Here is a 25101-nt window from a genome sequence, read left to right as displayed (position 1 = left end):
AACCCGATGAAAAGAATTTTATCAATAATTATAGTTTTATTGGCGTTTTATGGCTGTAATCCCTGGATTGCCGATGGAGTCAGAAAACGTGATTTGAACCGCGATATTGAATTGGTAACTGATAAAGGTTCAGTTATCTTCAGACTGTATGATGAAACTCCTTTACACCGGAATAATTTTTTGAAATTGGTTAACCAAAGCTTTTACGACAGTATCATTTTTCATCGTGTAATCAATAACTTTTTGATACAAACGGGTGATCCTGAAAGTAAGCATGCACTGCCTGATGCTTCGCTTGGAAATGGTGAATTACCTTATGTTATTCCTGCTGAAATCAAGAAACAATATTTTCATAAGCGAGGAGCTGTTAATGCAGCCCGGACAGGGGATTTGGAAAATCCGGAACAGGCTTCAAGCAGTACTCAGTTTACATTTATACAGCGGAAAGCATTGTCAGATAGTTTGATTGACGTTGGTGAGAAGCGAATCAATTATTATCGGGCATATAACCATGTTGTTCGTAATGCGGCAAATCAAAAGCTCGTTAGTCGGTTGCGTCAATTAGGTTTGGCTGAAAGCAAAAATGATAGTCTTCTAATTCTCGAATCGCAAATCAATGATCTGGTGAAAACTGAACTGGCGCAAATGGTTCCTTATCGCATTCCGGCAGAACACCGGCAGGTGTACCGGACAATAGGCGGTAGTCCGCATCTCGATCAAAACTACACTGTTTTTGGCGAAGTACTGAAGGGAATGGATGTTGTTGACCAGATTGCTGGTGTTGAAACCCGAAAAACCGACGATCGTCCGGTAAAGGATGTGCGGATAATCAAGGTTCAATTGATCAAAAGGAAACGGTACTAATTATTTTCGGTTTTTACATCGCATCATACACGATTACCTTTTTCCAAAGGTGTTGACAATCTTCAATAAATTGAAGATGTATCGGATGGGTTTGATAGGTGTTTTGATCTTCTTTACTTTTGAAAAAAGCCATGTATGAATATGTAAACGAATCGTCAACCACTTCGCGGGGTGATTCTACCGGAGTTCCAATGTGGTACGACCGAATTTGCGGAACTTTAATCAGGTTTTGCAATCCCAATTCAAATTGTTTCCGGGCTTCAGTGTTTTCTGGTTCATTCAACCAAAAAAATACATGATGAATAAAAATGTTCTTTATTGGAGCTTCTCCTGCTTTCGCATTTTTTGAAACTGAAATGAGTCCTGTTGCAGCCATTCCTGCAGCTATTTTGGCTACAAAATTTCGTCTGGTTTCCATATCCTAGAATGTTTTAACGACTTGCCTGAGTTGTACAAGCCGGGTTAAAAGTCCTTCGAGTAAATCAATCTGCAACATATTTGCACCGTCCGATTTTGCATTGGCCGGATCAGGATGTGTTTCGATAAAGATTCCATCAACACCAACGGCTATTCCGGCGCGGGCAATGGTTTCAATCAACTGGGGTTGTCCACCGGTGACTCCGCTCGATTGGTTCGGTTGCTGCAAGGAATGGGTAATGTCGAGTATAATGGGGCAGTTGTTGAGCTGCATCTCCGGAATTCCACGGTAGTCAACAATTAAGTCGTGATACCCAAAAGTTGAACCACGTTCAGTTAAAAATACATTGTCATTGCCGCTTTCACGAACTTTGTTAACCGCAAATTTCATGGCTTCGGCCGATAAAAACTGGCCTTTTTTAATGTTAACGGCTTTGCCTGTTTCAGCCGCAGCAACCAAAATATCAGTCTGGCGACATAAAAAAGCCGGTATTTGCAGCATATCAACATATTCAGCAGCCATCGAGGCTTCAAGTGCTGTATGAATATCTGTTACTGTTGGGATATCAAAAGTTTCGCTCACCTTCCTGAGAATTTTAAGCGCTTTTTCATCACCAATTCCTGTGAATGAATCGAGTCTTGACCGGTTGGCTTTTCGGTACGAGCCTTTGAAAATATAGGGTATCTGAAGCTTCTCTGAAATCGCAACGATTTTTTCAGCAATTTCCATTGCCATTTGTTCGCCTTCAATGGCACAGGGTCCGGCCAACAGAAGAAAATTGGAATTTTCGTATTTTAATCTTGGGATCATTGTCGTATATTTTTCACGAAGATAATTCATTTAACTGCTCATTTCAAATAAAAATGGAAGCCGTTTTCTGTTTTGTCTTTCCGGGTTATTGGATTTTAGTGATTAAAATTTCAAGCTGTAGCCAATTCCGATGATATTTGTACCAGATTTATCTGCTTCAGAATAATCCTGAAATCTGTAGAACAAGCCAAGTTCATGGCGGTCATTTATCGGATAACTCAATCCACCTGTATATCGAACTTTGTCAACATGATCTAAAATCAAATCGTGAAAAGCTTCAACTGAAAAATAAGGAGCAAATTTACTCCCTTTAATATCATAGTCGATTTTTGCACGGTATCTGAAATAGGACGCTTTGTCATCAGTGGTTTGGTCAAAGTCAGCGCCATTGGTGTATCTTAACCTGAATTGGAAATCGAATCGATTTAAATCAAATCCAGATTTTGCGTCAAAGGCTATTCGGTTTGATGCTACCTGACCTTTATAAGCACCGGTACTTTTTTTATAATCCCATTCTTTTTCGTACCGGTAATATCCTGCAATAGTGAGGTATTTGTGAAGTTTGTATGAAAGCCCACCTTCCAAAATGTAGGTATCCATCTTAAAATCACAAAACAGCCTTAATTCCGGATTAAATTCAACTTTCAGGTTTTTAACAACCTTCTTACTAAAACCCAGTTCAATCCAGGTTGAAGGATCGGTTTGTGCATAGCTAACGAAATTGAATAGAATGGCTAGTAGGAGTAGGTAGATTCTGATTCTCATAGGTCTGATTTGTTTTTGCCATTAATATCGAAGAAAATATTGATGTAAGCAACGTCTCTCAGAAAATCAATACGTTCTATCTCAAATCGTTTGATGTTTTTTCCAGTTCTTAGTTTTAGGTCGGCAAGTAATTCATCGTCTTTTCCTGCCTGAACATTTTCAATCTTTTCGTAAATAACCCGGTAAGAGATTTCTTGTCGCAGATGGAGAATTTTCTCAAGAATATATAAACCACCAACAATTAACAGATTGGTTGTAATCAACTCGGCATAACTGATTTTTTTATTGGCAAGCGCATTGATTACTGAAATCCCAATTACGACAAACAGATAGGTCATTTCTTTGATAGGAATGGCATCTGTTCGGTATCTGATAATTCCAAAAACCGCAAAAAGCCCGAGCGCAAAGCCCAACTCAATTTTTACACTGACCAACAGAAAGCAAAGCAAAAATATAACCATACTTACCGCAATGTAGCTGAAGTAGAAGTCTTTGCGTTTGCTGTTTTTTGCATATAAGCCAACTACAATGGCAACTATTACGAGCAGATTAAGCGAAAACCTTATCAATAACGACAAGAAGTCTTCCATATTAATTAGTTTGATGCCGAAAAATTTTAACTCTTCGGAACTCTGTACAATTTGTAACACCACGTTCAATAAGCGCATAATTGATTGTTTAGTTGTAATAGTCTTTTCTGATCTTAATCAGAAGTGGTTTAAAATTATTTTTCTTGATATTTTCTTCGAGTAAGGCGCGCCCAATGCAATATTTACTAAACCCTTGCTTCCTGATTTTATTTTCTTTCAGAGCGTTAATAATTAATGTTGGTTTCGCCGTTTTGCTTTGTTTTATTTCAATAATAACCAGATTGTTAAGAGTTATTTCTCTTTCGTCGTTTTTGAATCCTGGGACGAAGTCAATAGTTATCCGTTCCGTAAATTCGTTATCGATCAATGTGAGTCGATTAAAATAGCTTCTGATTTTAGGCTCGATTTTCAGACCCGAATAGCATGATGTTGTTTTGCTGATAAAGCTCAGTTCATCGTGCGTAAAATTCGACTCAAAATTTGATCGTTCCATGCGTTCTTTGATTGTCCGTCCTTTGTTATTTTTGAATTTTACTTCCAGAAAGTTATTGTTGGTTTGCACGTACTTTCGGATTCTGATTTTGAATCGGTTTAGTTTGCCATTTTGATGGCTGAGAAACATTTGATCATCTACCGTGTCAAAGTATGTATTGTCGTACTCGAAAATAGTTTCACCTTCGATGGCTAAAACCGAATAATGACTCCGAATTGCATCTAAAATAGCTGGTAAATATGTTATATGTAAACAAAACTTTTGATCAATCCTGTTCATGAGTTTAACTTGGTCCAAATCAGCCAAAGCCACTTTGTTAAAGGATTGTATGGTATTTTGAATTAAGTTCATCGTTTGGTCTAGCTTGTACGAAACTACTCTTTTTCTTTTTTATTGTAATAATGTTTTAATTCTAATTAATCATTTCTTGATTATATGCGGAATCATAGCTGCACAATTGTTCTACATTTACAAATCCGAGAATGCAAGTTGTGACCCTACTTTTCTTGCCAAGATATTTTAATCGATTTGTAATATCCCGTTAAAAATCAGAAAACTAGGATACCCCGATTTTTTTGTTTGCGGTGATTCTTGCTAGACCCTTATTTGCTGTAACGTTTTCCCCAAAGGCTTTTTAAACGTTCTAGTATTTTTATTTCAAGGGGATTATTCTGGGGAGTGTAAAATCGGTGCGTTTTAACTTCCTGAGGCAGAAAATCTTGTTCAGCAAAATTTTTCTCGAACGAATGGGCGTATTTGTAATCTTTTCCATAGCCCAGCTCTTTCATAAGTTTAGTTGGAGCGTTGCGAATATGCAGTGGCACAGGTAGATCGCCAGTTGATTTTACAAGAGCAAGCGCGTCATCAATGGCCATGTATGCTGAATTGCTTTTTGCTGAAGTGGCTAGGTAAATGGCGCATTGCGAAAGTATGATCCGGGCTTCTGGATAACCGATTTTATGAACAGCATCGAAGGTACTTTGCGCCAGAAGTAAAGCATTGGGATTGGCAAGTCCAATATCTTCCGCTGCAAGTATCAACATCCGCCGGGCAATGAATTTTACGTCTTCACCACCATCAATCATGCGGGCAAGCCAGTAAACCGAAGCATCAGGGTCGCTTCCACGCATACTTTTGATAAAGGCAGAGATAATGTCGTAATGCATTTCCCCGTTCTTATCGTAAATAGCCATGTTATTCTGAAGCCTGTCAATGACTATGTCGTTGGTAATGATTGTATTTTCGTTTTCATCAGCATTTACGACCAGTTCAAGCACATTGAGCAACTTGCGGGCGTCGCCGCCCGAGAAACGCAGCAAAGCTTCATCTTCCCTGATTTCGATCTTCCTTGTTTTCAGATAAGGATCTTTGGTCAAGGCCATTTCAACGATTTTTAACAAGTCTTTTTTATCCAGATGTTTAAGTACATAAACCTGGCAACGCGATAAAAGTGGCGAAATCACTTCGAAAGATGGATTTTCGGTTGTTGCACCGATCAGTGTAACAATTCCCTGTTCTACAGCCCCCAGTAACGAATCTTGCTGCGATTTGCTGAAACGGTGAATTTCATCAATAAAAAGGATAGGATTTGGCTGGTTGAAAAATTGATTTCGCTGCGCTTTTTCAATCACATCCCGAATGTCCTTAACTCCTGAATTAATGGCACTTAATGTATGAAATGGTCTGTTTAGTGTATTGGCAATAATTTTTGCCAGAGTTGTTTTGCCAACACCCGGAGGTCCCCATAAAAGAAAGGATGAGATTTTGCCAGATTCAATCATTTTGCGCAAAACAGCTCCTTCACCAATCAGGTGTTCCTGCCCAATATAATCGTCTAAAGTTGCGGGTCGCAAGCGTTCGGCAAGAGGTTGGTTGGCAAATTGCATAGTGTTTCGAGTTGATTTTTATCCTCAGCCGAAGATACAGTTAATTGCAATACCGTTTAATGATATTGTAGGCATCCTGAATTCCCAGTTCACCGGCTTTACTTAAATCCATGGCACCGCCTTCAACATCGTCCAGATAAATTTTAGTTAATCCACGATTAAAGTATGCTTCAGCGAAATCTTTTTCAATTTCAATCGCTTTATTCAGGTCGGCCAAAGCGCCTTGATAATCGCGTAATTTGCATTTCACAAATGCCTGATTGAAATAACCATACGGAAATTGCGGGTTAATCTGGAGACAGCTTGCATAATCGTTCAAAACATCGGTGTAATCTGTTATCGTCTCTGTTGTAGTTTCGTTTTTTTGCTTTGGATTGCTTTTTAACGGAACTTTAATTGCATCAGACGTTTGCTTGATCACTTCAACCAGATCGGCCATTTTCATTCTGCAATTGGCTCTTGAAAAATAGGTCAGTGCATTTTTGCCATTCAGATTAATGGCTTTTTGCAGGTCGTTCATCGAGCTGGTATAATCGTCAATCAGGCAATAAAAAATACCTCTACTCAAAAAATTCATACTTTCCTGACTGTTGTTTTTTATTCGCTCGTTGAAGTATAAAATGTAGTTTTTATAATTGTTTGTCTGATCAATGGCTGGTTTATTGGAGATTGTAACCACCGGATCATAATTGTTGTAATTATTAATAGCTTCCAGCTCAAAGTTATAATATTGAATCTGGTCATAATCTGAAGAGTTTTTGCTATGCGACGAGAGGACGAATATGGGTTGTAAATCGATCACAATATTTTTGTTCTGAATGCGGCCATCATCAACCACTTCTTCTTTTGCTGAGGGTAAATCGCGTGTATCGGCAAGCGACAATTTGTACCGTCTTCGGTCTCTTTCTTCCTTGGTTTCTTTTTTAGGTTCTGCATTTTCATCAGGATCAGACTTTTGTGCTGTAGTGCCGGTATTTTGCCCCGTTGTGTTTTGATTTTGAGTTGTTTGGGCCTGACTTTGAGATGTCGCTTGTGCCTGAGCTTGATTTTGTTGTGCAGGTTGTCCTGATTTATTATTTGCCTGAGCTAAAGCACTATAATCAACATCTTTCGGATTGAATGCAAATTTGGGATCGAGTTTGGCTGCAATGGCATAATCTTGCTCAAAGCCTTGAATTTTTAGATTTTCTTTGGCAATTCCGCGGTTCATATAGGCATTTGCCATTGTCGGATCAAGTTGTAATGCCAGATTATAATCGTTTATGGCCCCTTTAAAGTCTTCAAGTTTTTGCTTTACAATACCGCGGTTATTAAACGCATTCGCGTTTTGGGGGTCAAGTTTAATACACTGATCAAAATCGCGCAGCGCCGAAGCATAATCATTTAGCTCGAATCGGGCTAAACCTCTTAATAAATAGGCGTTTGCATAATGAGGTCTGATTATAATAGCCTGATTTAAATCCTTAATTGCTCCTTTAATGTCATTTTTCATCAAAAGCGCATTACTTCTGTTGATGAAGCTATTCGTAAATTTCGGATTGATTTTCAGCGCCTTGTTGTAATCAGCAATCGCTCCATCAATATCTTTCATCGAAATTTTGGCAATCCCCCGGTTGTTGTAAATGTTTGCATCGTTGGGATTGAGCTCAATTGCCCGGTCGTAATCAGCAATAGCTTTTGCAAAATCATTAATTTGTAAGTAAGCTAATCCACGGTTCATGAATGCGTCAGGATAGAAAGGTTTTATTTCAATGGCCTTGTCGTAATCCTTAATAGCGCCGCGAAAGTCCTCAAGCTGGTGTTTAGCAACTCCTCTGAAATAATAAGGCTCGGGTAAGTGTGGCCTAAACCGAATTACAATATTGAAATTTTCGATGGCCCCAACATAATTACCGATCTGAATGCGCGTTTCGCCTACTTCCATGTAATAGCTGATGTTCAACTGACTGAAAGTCAGATTTGAACTTAGTATGAAAAGTATAAATATCAGTTTTTTCACTCGACGATATGGTGTTAATGTATTGTATATCTGTGCGTTCTTATGGAACTCACAGATAGGGAGGCTTCCACTTCGAAATTACTTTTAATTCATTTATTTGTGCTGCCATTTTAAACGAAAAGCGCTATGGCTCGTACGTTTCAGGCGGTGCAATTTATACATAGCAAAAATAATATTTTACCCGAAATGGATTTCTTTTGGGAATTTAATTATTTTTTGAAAAGATTAACCTTGATATACAATCGCCAATACAATCTTTTTTTGATTGTATTTCCTATATTGTTTATAATTATCAGAATATGAATATTTAAGAAATCAAATTGTTATGCTATACAGATGCGAGTGGTCACAAAAGAATGAGATTTATTCAAACTATCACGATGAAGAATGGGGAAAACCCTTGCATGATGATCAAAAGTTGTTTGAATTTTTGATTTTAGAAGGTATGCAAGCTGGCTTAAGCTGGATAACTATTCTAAAAAAGCGGGAAGCTTTCAGGATTGCGTACGAAAATTTTGATGTTGACAAAGTGGCTGGTTTTGATCAGCAAAAAGTTGAAGAATTGATGTTGAATTCAGGAATTATCCGAAACCGATTGAAAATTGAAGCAAGTATTAATAATGCCAGGCGTTTTCTTGAGGTGGTTGAAGAATTTGGAAGTTTTGACTCGTACATGTGGAGTTTTGTTGATTATCAGCCAATTGTTAATTGTTGGGCTAAACTCTCAGAAATACCAGCTAAAACGGAACTTTCCGATCGTATTAGCGATGATTTGAAACGAAGGGGATTCAAGTTTGTGGGATCTACCATTGTTTATTCACATTTGCAGGCAACCGGTGTAATTAATGACCATTTGGTGAGTTGTTTTTGCCATCCGGACAATCGTTAATAAAAGGAGATTGCCTTGAGATTAATTTGGATTATCGGCTGAAGTGTCGGTCGCTAAAAAAGAAAAAAGGATAGATTCTCTAATCTACCCTTTCTCTAAACCTAACTAAACCTAACTAAACTAACTAAACCAATAAAACTAATCAAACCTAACTTATGAAATGTGATAACGTTACAAAGATAGACTGTTGAGATGAGATAGGTGTTAATCGAACATTAATAAATGTGCTGAAAAACATTAATTTGTTTGTGTAATGTTTCCTGTTTGTTAAGTTGATGGTCTTGGTGTTAGGTTCAAATTGAAGTAAATCAGTTGTTTATTTCTTTTCAATCAAATTCATTTCGTTTAAACTTCAAAAGATGTATTCTTCAGGATTCAAAAAAAAATAGTTTGTGATATAGATTGTTTCTGTTTTCGTATTGCGCGATACTTCTTTTGATGTTTTGCGGGCCTAAGTCAAGGTAAACCGGCCTGAAATTGAATCATTATTTCAAATTAAGAATATATGCACCATCTGATTTTATGTAAGAATTGATCGTAAATTCCTGATTTACTTTGGAATTTGAATACCCGGTGGAAATGTTTATGTTTTTATCTTGTGTTCGGAATGATATAATATCGGAGTTTCGAAATTTTGATTGAGCTTTAAAGCTGATTAGGTAGTTTAGAAATTGAAGATTATTCCCATCCAGAATTAAATCAACCGAATGGAAATTGTTAATGCTGGATTTATCAAGAATAACCGGATTATTAAGTTTTAGTTGAGCCATAACTTTTTGTGTCATTTTTAAATCATTTTCAGGAATTTTTGAACCATTTGTTATCAGGTAATTGTTGCGCCCGTTTATCAGGTGGATCATGGTATTTCGGGTGTTATAAACAAAAATATGCTTCTGGTTCAGGAACTTGAAATTCGTTACCAGTACCGAGCATTGCAACGCTATGATCAGGAAAAGTTCATAGAACAACCATTGTTTCTTTTTCGAGAATACGTAAATTAAAAGCATCGCTATTGCACCGTACAGAAGCCATACTTGTGATGTTGATATAATAATTCCTTTAGAAACAGCAATTGGCTGTGCATCCATCTCTTTAAGCGCCGCAAGCATTGCGTATGTTAGCTTTTGAATGATTTTACCAATGAATAAACCAAGGCTATGAAAAGGACTGAATATAAAAAAGGCAATACCAAACCACATAATAAAAGTTGTAACTGGAACGACTATAAAATTGCTTAGCCAAAACAGGTTCGGAAATTGATTAAAGTAGAATAATCCCAGTGGAAAAGTCATGAGCTGTGCCGCTACAGAAACTGTAAATAAGCTCCATGTCCATTTTAGAATTGGATTAGCTAGCTCAAGAATATTGTATAGTACCGGTTGGATAAGGACTATCCCCAATATGGCGAGGTATGAGAGTTGAAATCCAACATCAAAAAGAACGTTTGGATTTAGCAAAATCAGGAATAGGGCAGAAGCGGTAAGCGAATTATAAATATTAACAGGCCTTCTGATTCCATTTCCAATAATAACAAAGGTAAACATTACCGTTGCCCGCTGAACTGGCGGTGAAAATCCTGAAATAAAGGCATAAATCCACAAAAACGAAATCATGACCACCGAGAATATAATTGGTTCAATTTTTCCCCGTTTCAGAAAAGCCAGCAGAAATCCGAGAATCATGTAAATTAAGGCTACATGTAATCCTGAAACTGACAATACGTGCATTGCACCTGTCGATGCGAAATAATCAAGAGTATCCTGGGCAAGTTCTGTCCGATATCCCAAAGTCAGCGCCGAAACCACTGATCGCTCTTCCTTGTTGGGCAAAGCTTCATTCAATATCGCAATCAGGCGATCCCGAACTTTTTCGGATAAATTGCGAATATGAGTAATCTGGTGGCCAGTCTTTAAATACATTCCATTTGTTAGGTAAACAGAAAACCATATGTTTCGCTGGTGCATCAATGACTGATAATCGAATTCAAACGGATTACCGGCATTCTTGATCGCTTGCGGTTTGGCGAGGATAATTAACTGATTTCCGGTAGTTATTGTTGAATCAAATCCGACCTTACTGAAATAGGCAATGACTTTTTCGGGCGCTTTTAATTTATCATTTTGAATGATCAGGATGGTTTGGAAAGTCTTTGCTTTTTCTCCTGGCTTTTGGCAAACTTCAGCCAAATAATAGTCTTTTCTGCTAAAATCAAGATCTTTTTCTTGGACGGAATGATTCGGATAAAAAGCTCCCAAAAGTGCTATGGTTAGCGCAAGTATTGCATTTTGAATCTGGATGGAAACAAAATTACTATTATGCCAGAATAAAATCAGTGTCGAAATCAGGATCGCCAGAACAATGGCAATCAGGCGTGTATCAAGAATGAAGAAATGATTGACCAGAATGCCAATCAGAAAAAGGCTGGTTATACGAATAAAAGGAATCTTCTGGAAAAAGCTTCTTGTAACTGGCATTTTTGACTTTTTTACCAGTTACGCCAGAAACTTATGTTTGGTTTTTTCTGAAAAGTTAAATTTTTCTGAATGTCCGATTTTTTACACGAATGGCCTTTTTTTACTAATGAAACGGTCTTGTTTTATTTTCCGGGAACTTTGATACGATACTTTGGAATGACCTTTCCTTTGGAAATCGCTGATAATTTGCTCTTCAGAATCCTTTTCCTTAGTGGATTAAGATAGTCAACAAACATTACACCTTCCAAATGATCATATTCGTGTTGAATTACCCGCGAGGTAAATCCACTGTATGTTTCAATGTGTTCATTGAATTCTTCGTCCACGTATTTAATTTTTACCGTTTCAGGACGCAGAACGTCTTCGCGAATTTCAGGTAAACTTAGGCAGCCTTCGTTCATAACCCACTCTTCGCCTGATTTCTCGACGATTTCTGGATTAATAAACGCTTTTTTTATTCCGGGAAGTTCATCTTCATCATCAACATCCGAGTCAATTACAAAAATGCGGACAGCTTGCCCAACCTGAGGCGCAGCTAACCCGACACCATCCGAATTGTACATAGTGTCAAACATGTTCTGTATAAAACCTTTCAGATCCTGAAAATCTTTTGTAATTGGTTGTGCTTTTTTTCGAAGCACTGGATCGCCAAATACGGTAACCGGATAAATCATTTAATGTAATTTTTTTGTTCTAAATAGCTTTGTAAAATAATGGTGGCGCTAACCCCATCAATTGTTCCTTTATTCTGCCTGTCTTTCTTTTTCAATCCGGCATCGATCATAGTCCGAAATGCCATTTTAGATGTAAATCGTTCGTCAACCTGTTCCAAAGGCATGTCTGGATAATCTTTCTGAAACTTTTTCAGAAACGGATTGATATACAGAACGGCTTCGGAGGGCTGATTGTTCATTTGCATCGGATATCCTACAATTACTTTTTCGACACTTTCTTTTGCAAAGTAGTCTTTCAGGAAGATCCAGATTTCATGACTCGAAACAGTAGTTAAACGTGTTGCAATCATCTGCATCGGATCTGTAACCGCAATTCCAACACGTTTTTTTCCGTAATCGATGGCTAATATTCGTCCCACAAGGTTCAATTTTGTCGCAAAAATAGTACTTTTTGAATAAGAAAGTTTCCGATTTGAGAATAAGAAGTATTAATCTGGATGATTTTGTAAAATTAAATTCCACGCTTTCAATGTGATATATTTTCCTTTTGATATCCTTTCATTTTGGCACAAGCTTTGTTTTAACCTAATCAATTACCGGTAAAGTTCAAACAATTATTGATTCACCTTAAAACGAAAAGTCATGAAAACTTTAAATAATTTTAGAACATATTTCCCAGTTTTAGTACTTGCGACAGCAATGGTAGCTTCTACAATTGAAGCAAAAGCCGAGGATAACAGAGAAGGGAAAAAAGGAAACGGACACGAACGGAAGGAATATCGGGAATCACGTCATGACGATGACCGGTCTGCGTATAACAACAGGAGAGATGACCGGGGTGGTTATTACGAACGGAAAAACTGGAATAGTTGTGAAAACAATAGGGAATATCGCCCAAAATATGCCAATAAATATAAACACTACGATTCTGATTATTACGAACATCCTAGATACGGACGTGTTTATCAGCGATTTGACCGAAATCCTGTAGTGTTTCACCATGATCGTGACGACTACTACTATTATGGCAATCACTTTTACAGCTATCGCAGAGGAGTTGGTTATTGTGTAGTTGATGCTCCTCGTGATGTCTATTTCAGAGAGCTTCCTGTTCGTTGCGAAAGAGTTTATGTAAATGGGAATGCCTTTTTCAGAAATGGAGATTTATATTTTCAACTATCACCAAGAGGATATGCTTTGGTAAACTTACCTTCAATATCAATCTCCGCAAGGTTCTAATTCAACCTAAAAATCAATCGTTCGGTGTTCTATATTATTGAAAATGGCTGCCTTGGTTTATTAAGGCAGCCATCTTTTTTTATAAGTTATTCAGGAAATTTCTGACGTTTTTATCGATTCGTCCCTGAATGTCGGATAAATCTGATTTCACAAACTTGTCTCCTGTTATATTTTCAAATAGTTCGATGTATCGATCAGATACTGAAGCCACAAAAGCTTCGTCCATTTCAGGAATTACTTGTCCCTCTTTGCCCTGAAAGCCATTTTCAATCAGCCACTGGCGCACAAATTCTTTCGATAGTTGTTTTTGACTTTCGCCTTTCGCTAAACGTTCTTCGTACCCTTCAGAATAAAAATAGCGCGAAGAATCGGGAGTGTGGATTTCGTCAATCAGGTAGATTTTTCCATCTTTTTTTCCAAATTCATACTTGGTATCAACCAGAATCAATCCCATTTCGGCAGCTATCACAGTACCACGGCGAAATACTTCGCGGGTATATTTCTCAAGCAATTCATAATCATGCTCATGCACAATACCTTGTGCAATAATTTCTTCTCTGGAGATGTCTTCGTCATGCCCTTCAGAAGCCTTAGTGGTAGGAGTAATAATTGGTTCCGGAAATTTCTGGTTTTCAACCATCCCTTCAGGAAGTGCGATTCCACAAAGCGTACGTTTGCCACTTTTATATTCGCGCCATGCATGACCAGTAAGATAGCCACGGATAACCATTTCTACTTTGAATGGTTCGCAGTGGTGACCGACCGTTACGTTCGGATCGGGAGTTGCCACTTTCCAGTTCGGCACAATGTCGCTGGTAGCATCCAGAAATTTAGCTGCTATCTGGTTTAATACCTGCCCTTTGTAAGGAATTCCTTTGGGCAGTACCACGTCGAAGGCCGAAATGCGGTCGCTGACCACCATAACTAAATATTCATTGTCGATGTTGTACACATCTCTCACTTTTCCGTGGTAAACACTTTTCTGTCCCGGAAAATCAAAATCGGTACGGGTTAATGCTTTGCTCATTTTTCTTCTGTTTTATCTGTGTTTAAATTTTCTTTTCCTTTTTCTTTCCTCATAAGTTCATGTGCATGATGTTTTTCGTAAGCCAAAACAATGTCGCGCACCAACCGGTGTCTGACGATGTCTTTTACATCAAACTGAACAAAGGAAATGTATTTAATGTTCTTCAGAATTTTTTTTGCCAGAATTAATCCAGACGGACTCTGGAAGGGCAAATCAATTTGAGTTTCGTCGCCGGTGACTACAAATTTAGTGTTGAGTCCCATACGAGTCAAAAACATTTTTAGTTGGAGAACGGTGGCATTTTGAGCTTCGTCAAGGATAACAAAAGCATTGCTCAATGTTCGCCCGCGCATAAATGCCAGTGGTGCAATCTGTATCGTACCGTCCTTCATGAATTCGTCCAGTTTTTTCGCCGGAATCATATCCAGAAGGGCATCGTATAACGGCTGCAAATACGGATCAATTTTTTCTTTTAAATCTCCCGGAAGAAATCCAAGTCTTTCACCAGCTTCAACAGCCGGGCGGCTCAGAATAATTCGTTTGATCTCCCTGTTTTTTAGCGCCTTGACTGCTAGGGCAATGGCCGTGTACGTTTTTCCTGTCCCTGCTGGACCCATGGCGAAAATGAGGTCAGAGGTTTTGCTGGCTTCAACCAAAAGCCGCTGATTGGGCGTTCTGGCACGAATGGCTTTCCCATTGATCCCGAAAAGCAAGACATCCTTATCTTCATCCAGTGTTTCTGAAATTCCTTCTGATTCGTTCAGGAATACCTGGTTAATCACATCGTCAGGCAGTACATTGAATTGATTGTAATGGTCGATGATTAAATGAAACTTGGATTCGAACCTCAGGATTTCTTCGTCGTCACCCTTGATGATCACGTCGTTGCCTCGATAGACGATAATTAGTTTCGGAAAAAAAGATTTGATCAGGTTCATTTTGGCATTATTAACGCCGAAGAATTCCAGTGGATCAATTCCTTCGAGATGAATTAGCTTTTCAAACATAAATGATTGCAGCTTTGTATGAGGTGCAAAATTAAACACTTTTAAGATATTTCCAGTGCGAATTCAGGGTTTCAGGAGAAGAATTGTTAACAATCAATTTTTGACTGGTGTTGTTGTTTATTGTGTTGTTAATCAGTGGTATGTTCCCAAGATTGATTTCATAGTATGGCATTTTATGAACTAGAGGTGCAATCTGGTTGACTAAGAAATTATTCTTCCGTTCTTTTGTATAACTTTGTAGCCGAATAGGTTTCTCATTGAGAATTAAAAGGGAAACAGGTGAATCCGGCTAATGGTAATTCCTGTACAGTTCCCGCTGCTGTAATTCCTGAATAACTTTTTAGCAGTTAACCACTGTTTTCCAACTCGGGAAACGGGAAGGCGTTAAAAAGGGGATAAGTCAGAAGACCTGCCTTTACAAATCTGGATTTTGAAGCTTTCGGCGAAAAAGCAAAAAACCGTGTATCCTTTTCATTTTTCAATTCTGAAAAGCTGCAAAATCCAAACTAAGAATCAGATTTTACAGCAAATGTTTCGATTTAAACACATAAACAAGTTATTCATCATCAGTGTGCTGATGTTTTTGACCGGACGAGTGGAGGCCCAGTTTGTTTCCAAAGTTTTGGACTATTTGCCAGCACCGGGTCAATATACCAATTCCGATTTTATTGGGACGCCATCTGCGGCTAATTCAATTGTTGGAACCAATAAAGGCATGGTTAGTCTGGGCGCTTTTGGCGGATCAATTACCGTTTATTTTGCTCAGGGCATTCAAAACGATCCGGCAAATCCTTATGGTGTTGATTTCACGATCTATGGAAATTCAACGCTCACCTGGTCTGAACCCGGAATTATTCAGGTGATGAAAGATGAAAACCATAATGGCATTCCGGACGAAACCTGGTACGAAATAGCCGGAAGCGAGCATTTCTGGAACACAACAACATCATCCTATGAGGTCACTTACCAGAATTCTGGCTTAAATCAAGCCAGCGACATTCATTGGTCTGATAATTTGGGAGGTGCAGGTGTTATTCCTGAAAATAGTTATCATGCGCAAACCTATTATCCCAAAGTTGATTTGTTCCCGAATGTTGCTACGGACAATTACACGCTTAAAGGTACAAGGCTAACTAATCCAATTGATGTGTCGACACCCGGATCGGTTATCTCGTATCGAAAAATGTTTGGTTATGCCGACAATACTCCGGTTAAATCGTTAACTGAAAAATTGCCCGATAATCCATACACTTCAGCAATTGAAGGAAGTGGCGGCGATGCAATTGACATCAGTTGGGCCGTTGAACAGGATAAAAAGCCTGTCGCACTTGACGAAATTCACTTTATCCGGATTTATACCGGAATGAATGCCCTTGCCGGATGGCTGGGCGAAATATCGACTGAAATTACCGGAATACGTGATGTTGAACCAGCCTCTGTCACCGGATCTACATCGGTGATTGTTATCCAGGAAATGGCGCAGAAAATAGGAGTTGGCCAAAGCCTCGATTTGAATGCAATTCTTTTTGAAAGCGGGATCAGGCGAGCCGATGCTGCGATTGTTTGGAGTGTCAGCGATACGCAATTGGCTACAATAACCAACGGAAAACTGGTGGCAAAAAAAACCGGAACAATTCGATTGCGGGCTGCATTAGCAACAAATCCTGATCTTTATTCTGAAAAGGAAATTGAGATTTTTTCGGTTGGAAAAGCTTCAATAACCATCCAGTCAACAAGCCTGAAAGTCAATGATAAACTGGAACTTGCAGGAAAATTAACTGATCAGAATGGAGCTGTCCTGACTGGAATTAATACTTCGTGGCGAATTGATGATGCTCAGATTGCTGAAATTGTAAATTTAGACGGGAAATACTATCTGAAAGGGAAACAGGTTGGGAAATGTTGGCTTCATTTTGAAGTCTCCGATAATCAGTTGATTAGTGATTCGGTACAGATTGAGGTTTTGCCCGAATCGGAGCTGAAGAAAGTTTACATTTCGGTAAAGACAAGTGAAAAAACGGTTATTCCACGGCAATCGGTTTGGGTTGAACAAGTTGATCTGACAACAAAAGTTGACCGGAATCAAAAAAACTATGGGTTGACGGAGATCAGCTTTGTTTCACTTGCACATGCCGTTGCTTCAGTTTTTAAAGCTTCCGGATTTGATGGAGACTGGGCTTTTCGCGATGATGCGGAAGGCGGATCTGCTTTGTATTTGTGGAAAGTTCCGGCGATTGAAGATGGTTCGACGGTTTACACGTTTGGGTATGGTGGTTCGCGTACTGCGGATTCCTATCGGAAAACCTGGGTGGTAATGCTCAATCAACAGCCCGTTGTTTCAGGTTCCGACAAGATTAAAGTAAATAACGATGATGAAATTCTGATTTATCACATCACTGATAATAATCTGGCTTGGACAGTAACTCAGTTGACCACGGGAGCTGATACCGTCAAGGTTGGTCAATCTGTTGAAGTTCAGTTGAAAAAATATTATTGTACTATGGATGCCAATCGAAATGTGGCAATTAATTCGTCTGAAGCCATTGCCAATCAGTTGGTTGTTGCTACACCCAATGTTGATGAGGCCAAAAAGGTATCACTTATCACTGATGAATTTGGAAAAGCGTCTTTCACAGCAGACCTGTCGGGCGAATACCTGATTCATTCAGGAATTGATTCCTCGCGGTTGATTGTGAAGATGGTTACCGGAGCAAATTCGCTACAGCAAGTGCCTCAATGGTGTGCTATCTATCCGAATCCGTTTACCGAATCGGTTAAAATAAATTGCTCATCGCCCATTGATTCGGTGGAACTGTTTACAATAGAAGGTGCTTTGATTCTTGTTCAGCAAGGATCGGTAACAGAATTGAATTTAGGGAATTTAGCTGCGGGTTTATACGTTCTTCGGGTAAAGTCCGGGAATCAGGTATTTCAGCAGAAAATTGTAAAAAGATAGCAAGGTGGGAGCAAAAACGAGAAATCTCATCCGTATCAAATTCAAAGTGCTGCTTTGTATCCTGTTCCTGATTTATTTCTCTGATGAAACTTCAGCACAGAAATTAACTGATACAATTCGTATTCAGGAAGTTCAGGTGTTTGGTAAACGGAAAATTGAGGAGGCCGGTTCGATGGTTACTCACATTGATACACTGGCCCTTCAATTGATGAAAACACAAACGATTTCGGAATTGTTATCGTCGTATTCTCCGGTTTTTATGAAATCTTATGGAAGAGGTTCAACTGCAACAGCTTCGTTTCGGGGAACTGCCCCATCGCATACACAAGTGTTTTGGAACGGAATGAAACTAAATTCGCCTATGCGTGGCGATGTCGATTTTTCGTTGTTCCCGGTTTATTTCATTGACGATATTAGTTTATTTCACGGTGGAAGTTCTTTGCAGTCGGGCTCAGGAGCGCTAGGTGGGAGTGTTTTGATCAACAATAAACCCGATTGGACTGATCGGTTTAGCGTTCGCTATGTACAAACGCTGGAAAGTTTTTCTACCGCCAAAGAATATCTGAATGTCGGTTTTGGAAATGGCCGGATTCAGTTGAAAACACGTTTGTTTTCTGACCAAAGCAAGAATGATTTTCCGTATTTCAATTATGGTGTTTTGCCCATGCACGAGTCGGTTCAGAAGAATGCCGGATACGCAAAGCTGGGTGCGCTTCAGGAGCTGTATTGCCGGTTGGCGAAACATACTCTTTCGGCTAAATTGTGGGCTTATCAGAGTGATCGTGATTTGCCTCAATTGATGTCGTTTGAAGGCGATGTGCGAAAGGAAACTCAGAATGATTGGAATGTTCGGGCAGTTGGTTCGTGGAAATACCTGACGGAAAAAAGTAAGTTGGAATTGCTTGTAGGATTGAACCGGAATCAACTAAACTATTTCAGGTCGAGTAGTGAAGCTAATTTTGTGAATTTTGATAGTCGCAGTAAGGAGAAGAGTTATACCGCAAACCTAAATTTTGACTGGAAACCTCAAGAGAAACTGAGCCTGGATTGGTCGCTTAATTCGGGCTATCATCAGGTTTCAGTTTTTGATCGGGCACAGAAGATTGGCTACGACCACGACCGGCTTGAATTTTCACTGTTGAATGCAGTTCATTTTCAGCCTGATCCCAAATGGTTGTTTTCTTTTTTATTCCGGACCGATTTATACGATAGCAAGTTAATCGGGTTTATTCCTTCTTTTGGGGCCGAATATTTGGTGGATAAAAAGCAAGATGTTGCTTTAAAATTGAATGTTTCACGCAATTATCATCAACCCAGCTTGAACGATTTGTATTGGTTTCCAGGCGGAAATTCCAGTTTAAAACCAGAAGATGGTTCCTCGGGCGATCTGGCCATTTCGTATTCGAAACGCAGCGACAAGGTTATTCTTTCAGGACAAATTACCGGATTTGCTTCGCTAATCGATAACTGGATTGTATGGCAACCGTCGTCAAGTGGCGCATCCTATTGGGAAGCAAATAATCTTCGTAAGGTTTTCGCGCGGGGCGCCGAAGTTCAGCTTTCAGTTCACTCTCAATTTTCGCATAATCTCACTTTTGATATGAAAGGGAATTATTCGCATTCAGCCACATCGAACATCGATGCGGTTCCATCGGTTGACGAGTCGCGCGGAAAACAGTTGATTTACATACCAAAAGATAAAGCGAACTTGTTTGCAGAAGCCGATTACAAAAAATATTACCTGAAATTAAATGCTCCTTTTACCGGGAAGCGATACACTTCAAGCAATAACGTGGAATCGGACTATGAAAAAGTACTGAATCCTTATTGGTTGCTCGATATGAGTGTTGGCCGACAGATCGATTTTAAACCTTTCGTGATGGATGTGGTTGCCAATATTGAAAATCTCACAAATTCAGACTACATGGCTATTTTGTGGCGGCCAATGCCTGGTCGGTATTATTCATTAACCATCCAAATAAGCTATAAGAAGTGAAAGGAAATAAGAAAATGGAAGAAGACCGGAGACCGGAGACCGCTGACCGAAGGCAAAAGGCTTGGGGCATAGAGCATGGGGCATGGAGCAAAGGGCATTGTGCTTGGGGTATATTGCTATGGGTTTTAGCGACTCAATTGTTTTTTTCTTGTTCTAAAAATCCGCTGGATACTGTATTTTTTGATTTTTCAGGCAATAAAGGTGTTTATATCGTTAATGAGGGTAATTTCATGTATGGCAACTCATCGTTGTCGTTTTATGATCCTGAGGCAAAAAGGGTTTACAATGACGTATTTCAGGCCAGAAACAGCGCTCCATTGGGTGATGTGGCCCAATCAGTCACAATTTGGAATCACATGGCTTTTGTTGTGGTAAATAATTCGGGCAAAATATATGTGATCGATAGCCAAACGGCTGAGTTTAAAGGGAGCATCTCTGGTTTAAGTTCTCCCAGATATGTACATGTTGTCGATTCGCATAAAGCTTACGTGACTGATCTTTATGCACGGAAAATTACTGTTTTCGATCCGCAAACATTCCAGATAACTGGCCAAATCGCGGTTAATAATCCGAAATCGGAATTCAACCAGCATCCCACTGAACAAATGCTCGAATTTAAGAATCTGGTTTTTGTCAACTGTTGGTCGTATGATAATAAAATTTTGGTCATTGATTCGAACACTGATCAATTGGTTGATTCAATAGAGGTGTTTAAACAGCCCAACAGTATGGTTCTCGATAAGTATAATAAGATTTGGGTGCTGACCGATGGAGGTTTTGATGGGAGTCCGTATGGATACGAACAGCCTGGTTTGTTGAAAATTGATGCTGAGACACGGGAGATTGAGCGGTCGTTCCGCTTTGCACTTGGCGATCATCCACTAAAGCTTTGCATAAATACTACCGGTGATACCATTTATTATTTAAACAGGCATGTCTGGCGAATGTCGGTCACCGATACGCGAATACCCGAACAGCCGTTTATCAATTCCGATTATTCCAGTTCATATGGAGGATTTTATAGCCTTGGTATTGATCCGTTAAGCTCTGAAATTTATGTTGGTGATGCCATAGATCACAGGCAAAACGGTCTTGTTCACCGGTATTCTCCATCCGGAAAACTAATCAATGAATTTAAAGTAGGAATATCGCCCGGAAATTTTGGTTTTAAAACCGAATAACAGTTGCTAAAAGATTGGGACTTCGCGTTTAAATGTTTCGTCAAGCGAAATGAATGTTTCGGTACTGGCGACGCCAGCAATTTTTTGAATTTTATCACTCAGAATATCACGGAGATGCTCGTTGTCTTTGGCATAAACCTTAGCAAATACAGCATACTGCCCAGTTGTATAGTGACACTCTACAATTTCAGGTATCATTTTAAGCTTTTCAGCGACAGTAGAATATAGACTCCCTTTTTCGAGAAAGATGCCAATGTATGTGCAGGTCTTGAAATCAATTTTCTTTGGGTCGATGTGATAGCCAGAACCAGTTATCACATCCAGGTCGATCATTCGGTTGACTCGTTGATGAACGGCAGCTCTTGATACGCCAACTTCGGCAGCTACATCTTTAAATGGAATACGTGCATTTTTTGAGATAATGTCCAGAATGTTCAAATCGATATCATCCAATTGATTTCGTAACGTCATGACGGTATATTGATTGTATAAATTTAATGTTTCAAAATTAGCTAAAATTTGATTATTTTGGTAATTAACACGGTATATTAATTCAATATGTCAGATAATAGTCACAATAGTTGCGAAAAATGGAAAATTGCTAAAAAAATAAGGGTGCCGTTCAACAACGGCACCCTTATTTTTTTAGCAAAAGTATATTGTTACTTTATTGGAACCTGACGCTTAAACTCCATTTCGAGCGAAATAAAAGTTTCAGTACTGGCAATTCCTTCTATTTCCTGTAAATCTTCGTCAATTAATTTCTTCAGGTGCTTATTTGTTTTTGTCTGAACTTTAATGAAAATGGCATAAGTTCCTGTTACATAATGACATTCAACAACTTCAGGAATTTTTGTTAGTTCGGCAACTACTTGCTTGTGAAATTTGGCTTTTTCGAGATGAATACCCATATACGCACAAGTAAAATACCCCATTTTTTGAGGATTGACTATAAATTCACTTCCCGAAACGACACCTAAATTGAGTAAACGCTGTACTCGCTGATGAATTGCGGCTCCGGAAACTCCACATTCGCGGGCAACCTCTAAAAATGGAATCCGGGCATTTTTCGTAATCAATTTCAGAATTTTTTCATCCAATTCGTCGATATTCGGAAGTGGCTCAATATGCAGATCATTCATAATCTATAGTTATAACTGTCGTTTTAAAAATTGAAACTCAAAAGTACAAAAAAATGATAATCTTCAATTATTCTTGTTTAAAAACATCATGATTGTAATGAACTGAAAGTTAAATTATCAAATTCACTAATGAACGAATAAAATAGATTGGCAAATGTAAGTGATTTTTTCCATTTGAGAATATGGTATTTATTCTCCTTCTTGCTTAGTTCATCCGATTCGCAAGTTTTTCAGATAAATCGTTAATGTCGCTGCCCGAAGGAGCCTGAAAAACCCGGAGTTTAAACTCTGGAATAATTGCCAAAATATGATCAAAAATGTCGGCTTGAATCCCTTCATAATCAACCCAGTCTTTGTTTTTACTGAACATGTATATTTCGACTGGCAGCCCTGTTTCCGTCGGTTGCAAATGCCTGACCAGCAATGTCATATTGTTGTTAGTGTGTGGGTTGTTTTTTAAATACTCTTCCAGGTATTTTCTGAAAATGCCTAGGTTCGTCTGTCGACGCCCATTCGGATATGATTCGTCTTCAATACCAAGTTTTTTATTGTGGTCGGTTATTTCTTTTTGTCTATCAGAAATATAGCTCTGTATTAAGTGAAGTTTTTTGAATCGTTCGAGCATTTCTTCATCGCAAAACTGAACACTCTTCATGTCAATATTTATCGATCGCTTGATTCTTCTGCCTTCTGATTCTTCCATGCCCGACCAGTTTAGAAACGAATCGGCAACTAACGAGTAGGTCGGAATGGTAGATATGGTTTTGTCGAAGTTCTGAACCTTGACCGTGTTTAATGAAATATCGATGACGGTTCCATTGGCGTTGTGTTTGGGCATTTCAATCCAGTCGCCAGGCTTTAACATCTTGTTGGCTGAGAGCTGAATACTGGCAACCAGACCAAGTATTGTGTCTTTAAATACCAATAAAAGTACGGCAGCAATGGCGCTTAAACCTCCAAGCAAATAAAGTGGCGATTTGTCGAAGATGATGCCAATGATGAAGATTCCGGCAATGAAATAAACCAGAATCATTACCAATTGAATGTATCCTTTGATCGAACGTGTCGATGCGTATGGGGTAGTCAGATAGATGTCATTCGAGGCCTTTAATACTCCGGAAACCACTTTAATGAAAATAACCACAAAATAGATATTCGTGAATATGGTTAGAATTCGGGTGACTTCAGGAATCTCAGAAAAGTTACTTGAATAATAAAAAACCAAAGCAGAAGTGAGGTGCGACATCGATTGAAACACTTTGCGCTTCAGCAGATAATCGTCCCAATCTGTCTTTGATTTCTCAACCAATCGATGGATGATTTTTACGGTCAGAATTTTGGTTATCCAATGAACGATCATCGCGATTACGAAAAGGGCTACTATGGTAACCATTACAGCCGTAAGCCGGGCGTACAATTCCAGAAAGTCGAGGTCGCGGAATACGTCGTTCAGTAATAAATAAAGTGATTTCATCTTTCTATAATTTGTTTTTTAATTGCCAGATGGAATTCCCTTCGGGGATTTCCGCTTCGCTACAATTCGCCATATTAGTCATCCTCGTGTGTGAGAGTATCGCTCTCATGGCTCGTTTCATTGATTATAAGTGAGATATGAATTTTAAAAATTTATTCTATGTGCAAAAATAAAAACTTTTAGTCTGTCAGAAAATCCTCAATAGTCTCTGATTCCAGAGCTTCATTGTTATGCCCGTACACCCAATGATAGATTTGATCTTTGATTCTTTCAAAATCTTCAGGTTTTATTTTTGCAGGATAGCTCATTAATAACAATTTAACGCTGCTTTTCCCGATAGAATAGGGTGGCTGAAAGTAACTGAAGTCGTTTACTGTAAAGTTTAGCCGCTCATAAAATTCCATTCGTTTACGGGCAGTCTCGGTAAGCGGTTCTTCAATTTCAAGTACGATCGGTTTTGAATTTGTAGAGAGAACATGCTCCATTGTTTGAGTTCCGTAGCCTTTTCCTTGCTCGGTAGTGCGAATGGCAAAATGTTCAATGAAATTGAATTCTGTCAGATTCCAGATCGAAATGAAGCCCAGATATTTTTGCTGATCGTAAATTTCATTCAGAATAAATTGTTTATTGTCCAGTATTTCAAGTAACTGCGTCCATTCCCTTCGTTCATCGTCAGGAAATGAAGTCTCATAAATTTCTTTAAAATCAGAATTTAGTCTATCGGAATTTTTTACCGGATGTAATTGTATCATAAAGTTTTATGCTGAAATCTCAATTGAACGAATGAGCCGATGAATGATTAATCGTCGAATTTCTGGCGATTTTGCTTTATCTCAGACTTAATTCGCTTTGTGGCCAATCTTTTTTCTATTGAGCCTTTTGTTGGTCTGGTATTTTTTCTGGGTTTAACCGGCGTCAGAGCTTTTGAAATAAGTAAATACAGCTTTTCAATGGCATCTTCCTTGTTCGAGAGTTGCGAGCGGTCGCGCTGAGAAACAACGCTCAATATTCCTTCAGAAGTAATTTTTGATGCCAGTTTGATCAGAAGTATATTCTTTTGATCTTCAGACAGCAAGTCGGAGTTCTGAATGTCGAACCGAAGTTCAACTTTCGAATTCACCTTGTTTACATTTTGACCGCCAGGGCCACTGCTGCGCGATGTAAAGAATTGAAATTCAGCGGAGAGATCAGGAATATTTACTGTAAGTTCCGGCATT

Annotated in this window: 23 protein-coding genes and 1 riboswitch; of the genes, 6 read left to right on the top strand and 17 right to left on the bottom strand. The window is 38.8% G+C overall.

All coding sequences use genetic code 11. From position 1 onward, the window contains the following. Positions 1-6 precede the first annotated feature (6 nt). Positions 7-864, top strand: a complete 858-nt coding sequence (locus AQPE_RS02585) for a peptidylprolyl isomerase (RefSeq protein WP_318349485.1) — start codon at positions 7-9, stop codon at positions 862-864. 13 nt (positions 865-877) lie between these two features. Here the strand turns inward: AQPE_RS02585 and AQPE_RS02580 are convergent, their stop codons facing one another. The 7 genes from AQPE_RS02580 to AQPE_RS02550 all read right to left on the bottom strand — a co-directional run bounded on the left by AQPE_RS02580 (position 878) and on the right by AQPE_RS02550 (position 7825). Continuing rightward, positions 878-1282 carry a Dabb family protein gene (locus AQPE_RS02580; protein WP_318349484.1) on the bottom strand — a complete coding sequence of 135 codons (405 nt, stop codon included), beginning with the start codon at positions 1280-1282 and terminating at the stop codon, positions 878-880. A 3-nt stretch (positions 1283-1285) separates the two neighbouring features. Continuing rightward, positions 1286-2122: a 3-deoxy-8-phosphooctulonate synthase gene (kdsA, locus tag AQPE_RS02575; protein ID WP_318349483.1), complete on the bottom strand. Its 837-nt coding sequence runs from the start codon at positions 2120-2122 to the stop codon at positions 1286-1288. A gap of 72 nt (positions 2123-2194) precedes the next feature. Beyond that, positions 2195-2857 (bottom strand): DUF2490 domain-containing protein, encoded by a 663-nt coding sequence (locus AQPE_RS02570; protein ID WP_318349482.1) that lies wholly within the window; start codon positions 2855-2857, stop codon positions 2195-2197. Further along, a complete protein-coding gene (locus AQPE_RS02565; protein WP_318349481.1) occupies positions 2854-3525 on the bottom strand; it encodes a DUF4956 domain-containing protein in 672 nt (223 codons plus the stop codon). The genes AQPE_RS02570 and AQPE_RS02565 overlap by 4 nt, the downstream gene beginning before the upstream one ends. 10 nt (positions 3526-3535) lie before the next feature. Continuing rightward, a complete protein-coding gene (locus AQPE_RS02560; RefSeq protein WP_318349480.1) occupies positions 3536-4291 on the bottom strand; it encodes a polyphosphate polymerase domain-containing protein in 756 nt (251 codons plus the stop codon). A 251-nt stretch (positions 4292-4542) separates the two neighbouring features. Then, the gene (locus tag AQPE_RS02555; protein ID WP_318349479.1) at positions 4543-5826 is read right to left on the bottom strand and encodes a replication-associated recombination protein A; all 1284 of its coding nucleotides are present in this window, start codon (positions 5824-5826) and stop codon (positions 4543-4545) included. 40 nt (positions 5827-5866) lie between these two features. Next, positions 5867-7825, bottom strand: coding sequence for a tetratricopeptide repeat protein (locus tag AQPE_RS02550; protein ID WP_318349478.1), 1959 nt, complete (start codon positions 7823-7825; stop codon positions 5867-5869). Positions 7826-8150: 325 nt separating this feature from the next. On the opposite strand from AQPE_RS02550, the gene AQPE_RS02545 reads away from it, so the two are divergent. Continuing rightward, on the top strand, positions 8151-8714 hold the full coding sequence (locus AQPE_RS02545) for a DNA-3-methyladenine glycosylase I (protein WP_318349477.1): 564 nt from the start codon (positions 8151-8153) through the stop codon (positions 8712-8714). 485 nt (positions 8715-9199) lie between these two features. Here the strand turns inward: AQPE_RS02545 and AQPE_RS02540 are convergent, their stop codons facing one another. The 3 genes from AQPE_RS02540 to ruvX all read right to left on the bottom strand — a co-directional run bounded on the left by AQPE_RS02540 (position 9200) and on the right by ruvX (position 12281). After that, on the bottom strand, positions 9200-11188 hold the full coding sequence (locus tag AQPE_RS02540; RefSeq protein WP_318349476.1) for a ComEC/Rec2 family competence protein: 1989 nt from the start codon (positions 11186-11188) through the stop codon (positions 9200-9202). Between the two features lie 122 nt (positions 11189-11310). Beyond that, complete coding sequence (gene def / locus AQPE_RS02535) at positions 11311-11862, bottom strand: peptide deformylase (RefSeq protein WP_318349475.1); 552 nt, start codon at positions 11860-11862, stop codon at positions 11311-11313. Then, positions 11859-12281 (bottom strand): Holliday junction resolvase RuvX, encoded by a 423-nt coding sequence (gene ruvX / locus AQPE_RS02530; RefSeq protein ID WP_318349474.1) that lies wholly within the window; start codon positions 12279-12281, stop codon positions 11859-11861. The genes def and ruvX overlap by 4 nt, the downstream gene beginning before the upstream one ends. Positions 12282-12504: 223 nt before the next feature. Here ruvX and AQPE_RS02525 point away from each other — a divergent pair, with 223 nt between their 5' ends. Then, complete coding sequence (locus AQPE_RS02525) at positions 12505-13101, top strand: DUF6515 family protein (RefSeq protein WP_318349473.1); 597 nt, start codon at positions 12505-12507, stop codon at positions 13099-13101. A 79-nt stretch (positions 13102-13180) separates the two neighbouring features. Here the strand turns inward: AQPE_RS02525 and AQPE_RS02520 are convergent, their stop codons facing one another. Then, on the bottom strand, positions 13181-14128 hold the full coding sequence (locus tag AQPE_RS02520) for a phosphoribosylaminoimidazolesuccinocarboxamide synthase (RefSeq protein WP_318349472.1): 948 nt from the start codon (positions 14126-14128) through the stop codon (positions 13181-13183). Next, positions 14125-15135, bottom strand: a complete 1011-nt coding sequence (locus AQPE_RS02515) for a PhoH family protein (RefSeq protein ID WP_318349471.1) — start codon at positions 15133-15135, stop codon at positions 14125-14127. Before AQPE_RS02515 ends, AQPE_RS02520 begins: the two co-directional genes overlap by 4 nt. Positions 15136-15365: 230 nt before the next feature. Continuing rightward, a riboswitch (cobalamin riboswitch) is annotated at positions 15366-15566 on the top strand. A 98-nt stretch (positions 15567-15664) separates the two neighbouring features. Here AQPE_RS02515 and AQPE_RS02510 point away from each other — a divergent pair. The 3 genes from AQPE_RS02510 to AQPE_RS02500 are packed head-to-tail and all read left to right on the top strand — an operon-like array spanning position 15665 to position 21268. After that, the gene (locus AQPE_RS02510) at positions 15665-18091 is read left to right on the top strand and encodes a T9SS type A sorting domain-containing protein (protein WP_318349470.1); all 2427 of its coding nucleotides are present in this window, start codon (positions 15665-15667) and stop codon (positions 18089-18091) included. A 4-nt stretch (positions 18092-18095) separates the two neighbouring features. Then, positions 18096-20087: a TonB-dependent receptor gene (locus AQPE_RS02505; RefSeq protein ID WP_318349469.1), complete on the top strand. Its 1992-nt coding sequence runs from the start codon at positions 18096-18098 to the stop codon at positions 20085-20087. Then, complete coding sequence (locus AQPE_RS02500) at positions 20084-21268, top strand: glutaminyl-peptide cyclotransferase (protein WP_318349468.1); 1185 nt, start codon at positions 20084-20086, stop codon at positions 21266-21268. The genes AQPE_RS02505 and AQPE_RS02500 overlap by 4 nt, the downstream gene beginning before the upstream one ends. Before the next feature lie 6 nt (positions 21269-21274). Here AQPE_RS02500 and AQPE_RS02495 read toward each other — a convergent pair whose 3' ends face one another. The 5 genes from AQPE_RS02495 to arfB form a co-directional block, all read right to left on the bottom strand. Continuing rightward, the gene (locus AQPE_RS02495) at positions 21275-21739 is read right to left on the bottom strand and encodes an Lrp/AsnC family transcriptional regulator (protein ID WP_318349467.1); all 465 of its coding nucleotides are present in this window, start codon (positions 21737-21739) and stop codon (positions 21275-21277) included. Between the two features lie 191 nt (positions 21740-21930). Beyond that, entirely contained in the window at positions 21931-22410 is a 480-nt protein-coding gene (locus AQPE_RS02490) for an Lrp/AsnC family transcriptional regulator (RefSeq protein WP_318349466.1), read from the bottom strand. Between the two features lie 205 nt (positions 22411-22615). Continuing rightward, positions 22616-23884 carry a mechanosensitive ion channel family protein gene (locus tag AQPE_RS02485; protein ID WP_318349465.1) on the bottom strand — a complete coding sequence of 423 codons (1269 nt, stop codon included), beginning with the start codon at positions 23882-23884 and terminating at the stop codon, positions 22616-22618. Between the two features lie 179 nt (positions 23885-24063). Beyond that, positions 24064-24636: a GNAT family N-acetyltransferase gene (locus tag AQPE_RS02480; protein WP_318349464.1), complete on the bottom strand. Its 573-nt coding sequence runs from the start codon at positions 24634-24636 to the stop codon at positions 24064-24066. Between the two features lie 47 nt (positions 24637-24683). Continuing rightward, on the bottom strand, positions 24684-25100 hold the full coding sequence (gene arfB / locus AQPE_RS02475) for an alternative ribosome rescue aminoacyl-tRNA hydrolase ArfB (protein WP_318349463.1): 417 nt from the start codon (positions 25098-25100) through the stop codon (positions 24684-24686). Position 25101 lies beyond the last annotated feature (1 nt).

Source organism: Aquipluma nitroreducens, assembly GCF_009689585.1.
In the GTDB taxonomy this organism is placed as follows: Bacteria; Bacteroidota; Bacteroidia; order Bacteroidales; family Prolixibacteraceae; genus Aquipluma; species Aquipluma nitroreducens.
This window is presented reverse-complemented; position numbering and strand designations above follow the sequence as displayed.